The sequence below is a fragment of the Flavobacterium aerium genome (assembly GCF_030766725.1).
In the GTDB taxonomy this organism is placed as follows: Bacteria; Bacteroidota; Bacteroidia; order Flavobacteriales; family Flavobacteriaceae; genus Flavobacterium; species Flavobacterium aerium.
On the sequence record NZ_JARQWR010000023.1, the window covers coordinates 1 to 4,409 of the forward strand.

At 36.4% G+C, this 4,409-nt stretch carries 5 protein-coding genes; all 5 read left to right on the top strand.

From position 1 onward, the window contains the following. Window positions 1-1,936: RHS repeat domain-containing protein (locus P6733_RS17770; RefSeq protein ID WP_306354299.1), on the top strand; the 1,936-nt coding region annotated here is incomplete at its 5' end. Between the two features lies 1 nt (window position 1,937). After that, window positions 1,938-2,360, top strand: coding sequence for a hypothetical protein (locus tag P6733_RS17775; RefSeq protein WP_306354300.1), 423 nt, complete (start codon window positions 1,938-1,940; stop codon window positions 2,358-2,360). A 319-nt stretch (window positions 2,361-2,679) separates the two neighbouring features. Then, the gene (locus P6733_RS17780; RefSeq protein WP_306354301.1) at window positions 2,680-3,042 is read left to right on the top strand and encodes a hypothetical protein; all 363 of its coding nucleotides are present in this window, start codon (window positions 2,680-2,682) and stop codon (window positions 3,040-3,042) included. 209 nt (window positions 3,043-3,251) lie between these two features. Continuing rightward, window positions 3,252-4,007: an RHS repeat domain-containing protein gene (locus P6733_RS17785; RefSeq protein WP_306354302.1), complete on the top strand. Its 756-nt coding sequence runs from the start codon at window positions 3,252-3,254 to the stop codon at window positions 4,005-4,007. 7 nt (window positions 4,008-4,014) lie between these two features. After that, a partial coding sequence (locus P6733_RS17790; RefSeq protein ID WP_306354303.1) for a DUF6443 domain-containing protein occupies window positions 4,015-4,409 on the top strand: 395 nt, incomplete at its 3' end.

The window sequence follows — 4,409 nt, forward strand, 5'->3', positions numbered from 1 at the left end:
CACCATGCGGGAAGAGAATGGAGTAAAAGTGAAGTTTGCGTATAATGAAAACGAAGAATTAGTAAACATTCAAAATGAACATAAAGAATTATACCGTTTCCGTAGAAATGGAAATGGAGATGTTGTAGAAGAAATTGGATTCGACGGATTAAAAAGAGAGTACCGAAGAGATCGAGCAGGTAAAGTAGTCCGCATTGAACGACCAGAAGATCGATGGACGGAATATGAATATAATCTGATTGGGCAAATTATCCGTTCCGAATATTATGATGGAAGTTGGGAAGCCTATAGTTATGATAAACGAGGTCTCATGATTGAAGCAGTCAATGAGCAGATTACTGTGAAATTACAGCGCGATGCGATGGGACGTATTATTGAGGATCAGCAAGGCGAACATGGTGTACAAAGTATTTTTAATCGTAATGGACAACGCATAGCAGTAACCAGTAGTTTAGGAGCTAATGTCCAACATGAATACGATAAGTTAGGCAATCTGATTCAAACGCAAGCAGGAACGAAGGATTTAGAAAATTCATGGGAAATGCAGCGACAATATAGTGTGATGGGACAAGAGTTGAGTCGTACTATGAGTGGGGGAATACAAAGTAATTGGGAATATGATTCTGGCGGACACCCTATTGTACATCAGGTAAAATCAGAAAAACGAATTATGCGCCATCGTCGTTACAGTTGGAGCACCAATAACCGTTTATGGAAAATGGTCAATGAGCTTACCCAAGGACAAACCGATTATGGACATGATGCTTTTGGAAGTTTAGCTTGGGCAAAATATGAAGAAGGGCAATACGATTATAAGTTTCCAGATGAGGTAGGAAATCTATTTGAAACAAAAGAGCGGAATGATAAAGAATATGGAGCAGGTGGAAAGTTAATACGCGACAAAGAATTTTTCTATCTGTACGATGTTGAAGGCAATCTAATTCGGAAAACAGGAAAAGAAACCTGGAAGTATGAATGGCAAGGAAATGGAATGCTCAAACAGGTAGAAAAACCCAATGGAACAAAAGTAATATTTGAATATGATGCTGTAGGAAGACGAACAGCCAAAATTGTAGCTAATAATATCACTCGTTTTGTTTGGGATGGAAATACGCCATTACATGAATGGAATTATGCAGTAGAGAATCGTCCCGAATGGATTGTAGATGATATGGGATTCTTACTACAGAATAAACCGGAACCAATTACTTCCGATTGTATTACTTGGGTTTTTGAAGAAGGCACATTTAAACCTACGGCCAAAATTGTTGGAGATCATAAATATTCTATAGTAACCGATTATTTAGGAACCCCATGCCAGGCATTTGATGAAAAAGGGGAAAAAGTTTGGGAGATGGAGTTGGATATTTATGGAAAAATCCGTAATCTTGAAGGAGCAAGTTCTTTTATTCCATTTCGTTATCAGGGGCAGTATGAAGATATAGAAACGGGATTGTATTATAATAGATTTAGGTACTATGATAGCGAAGCGGGAATTTTCATATCTCAAGACCCAGTTTCTATTGCAGGTGGATTAAATGTGTATGCTTATGTTCACGACCCTAATACTTGGGTTGATACAATGGGATTAACTCCTACACCAAACTTAAATACAAATGGAGCTCTTGGAAATTTTGGTATCTATGAAATCAAAATAGACGGAGTGTTACACAAAATCGGGAAAGCCGATTTAGGACGTGTTACTCAATCAACAGGACTTCCGACACGACTTCATCAGCAATTAAGAATACTCAGAGAAAAACCAGAAAACATTGGTAAAAGAATTACTGGCGAAGTAGTTGAAGATTTAGGGATGACCACAACAGCAAAAGCAAAAGGCATAGAAACAGATAGATTGCAAGCTCATTATGATAAAACGGGTGAAGTACTTGACGGTAATAAGAAAAGTTTTAAACCAAAAACAGGATGCCATTAATATGAAAGTAGAATTCAGCCATATTTTTATACAAGCAGGAATTAAATTTAATTTCTCATATATACTACATAACTTTTTAAGTGATAACGTATCATTGTTAGTTCATCCATCAGAAATGTTTTTGAAACATTACGAAGGTGGTTACGAATTAATATTCAATATCTCTGCTAAAAAAGAGTTAGCAACTAATGAAATTGTTGGACCTCGAACAAGCAAAAAAAACAAAAAGATTGAGTTTACAATTTTTCTTCCTTACACCCCAATAATGAAAGAACTTGAACCTAACAGAAGTGCATTAGTACATTTGTTTGAGGGAGTTTATGAAGTGCTTGGAAAATATGAAATAGATACTTCAAAGCTAAAAGCAGAACAGGAGAAAATAATAGATAAAATAATGTCTTCGCCTGAAATGTTTGAAAAATAAAACAAAGTAAAAACCGCTTCACTCGAAGCGGTTTTTACGCTTTCAGCGACAAAAAAAAGAAAAAAAGGAAAAAAAATATGGCAAAGCCACGCTTTAAAATATTACTGCTTCGCAATTTTCGGGGGTTTTTCGTTCTTTTTAGATTGTCTAAACAGCCTAAATAAAAAAGTTATCCACAATTTGTATTTTCCCTAATTCTTTGATTTTGTTCGCTTTAGCTATTTTTCCGCTCTTTCCTTTTTTTTCAATCCGCTTGCTTTTGTTGATAACCAGATTTTTTTCGTCTTGTTTTTTCGTCTGTTATTTAAAGATTTACAAGATGAAAAACTTACACATTACCAACGCTAATTTTATCACTTTCAAAGACGAGGTTTTGACCGTTGATGTTTTGGGCGTTGTGGATTTGAGCCAAGTAGAAAGATTGGTTTGTACGCTCCGGATTGCTTTCCAAAATTATCCTCCATTCCGTACAACTTTGGATTTGTACAACGACAACCAAACGGATAAACTGCAAAGAACGCTTTGCGACAAATGGGAACTAAAACTAATTGAAGTGAGCCGAACAATCCACCAACTTACAATGCGGTTGGAAGATTATCGACTGCAACAATTAAAGTTTATCGGCAAAAGAGCATTTTATGAAATCATTAACTCTTTCTTTTTACAAATCTTATCTGATTGACAGATAAGACTTGTAAAAATGTATTTTTTTGTATATTTGCTGTGAGCTGATGGAAACACATTGAAAAACAGAGCAATAAGCACCGTTACCAAATCGTTACCTGACTTCTTTGATAATCTCTATAAAAGCTTAGTATTCAACTGATAAAGCTTTCCCCTGAAAACTTTAAAATAAAAGAAACCACAAATAATTATTCTGGAGCAGCTATATTGACGCAGACCAAAGATTTCTTTTACGATAATCCAGTACATTTAGAACCTACCCGCATCACTACTACTGATAGTAAAGGAAATACCTATCGTACCAAAATGATTTATGCTGATGATATTGCAAGTCCAACTTTTTTGGCTGGTCCAGCCTTGACCAATGAAGAATGGTATGCTGTGTATACAATGAAGAGCAATGCCTTGCATCGTATTGCAGAACCAATACAAACTGAAACAACGATGAATGATGCTGCTACGTTTTCAGTTCAACGAACGGCTTTCCAAAATTGGGGCAACGATTTGATTTTACCGAAAAAAGTATTGGTCTCCAAAGGAGATCTTGAAATTGAAAATCGTATTGCTTATAATGCTTATGATTCCAAAGGAAATCCACAAGAATTACAACAGGAAAAAGGAACACCTATTGTTTATTTATGGGGCTATAACAAATCATTGCCTATTGCCAAAATAGAGAATGCAACTGCGGCTCAAGTAGCAACGGCTCTAGGAACCGATATCAATGGCTTGCAAAACTATAATGAAACCCATATCGGGACCCTTAACAATTTACGCAATAGTCTTGCGGAAGCCATGGTTACTACTTATAGTTATATTCCTCAAATAGGAATCCGTACGATTACGGATCCTAAAGGACAAACGACAACCTATGAATATGATACTTTTAATCGTTTACAAAAAATAAAAGATTTCCAGGGGAATGTCATCAAAGAAAACCAATACAACTATGCACCTAACTAATATCATCATGAAAAAGATAGTATACGCCTTACTCTTGTTTCCTATGATTGTAGTAGGACAAAGTATCAATCAGAATTACGTTAAAACCACGAATTACCGTGAAGCAGGTGCCGCCAATCCGCAATCACAGGTAACCTATTTCGATGGATTAGGACGTCCCATCCAACAAATTGCACAACAGCAATCCGGAACCGGAACCGATATGATTACTCATATCGAGTACGATAGTTTTGGCCGTCCTGTAAAAGAATATTTACCTTATGCGGGACATACAAACGACATGAGCTTTCAACCGGATGCGCTCAATGCTACGCTGAATTTTTCGGAATACACAGGACAGAGCCCATATAGTGAAACCTTCTTTGAAAACTCACCCTTGAACCGCCCACATAAAAAAGGAGC

Coding starts and splice junctions, on each gene's coding strand:
- P6733_RS17775 (WP_306354300.1), top strand. CDS start 1,938: ATGAAAGTAGAATTCAGCCATATTTTTATACAAGCAGGAATTAAATTT.
- P6733_RS17780 (WP_306354301.1), top strand. CDS start 2,680: ATGAAAAACTTACACATTACCAACGCTAATTTTATCACTTTCAAAGAC.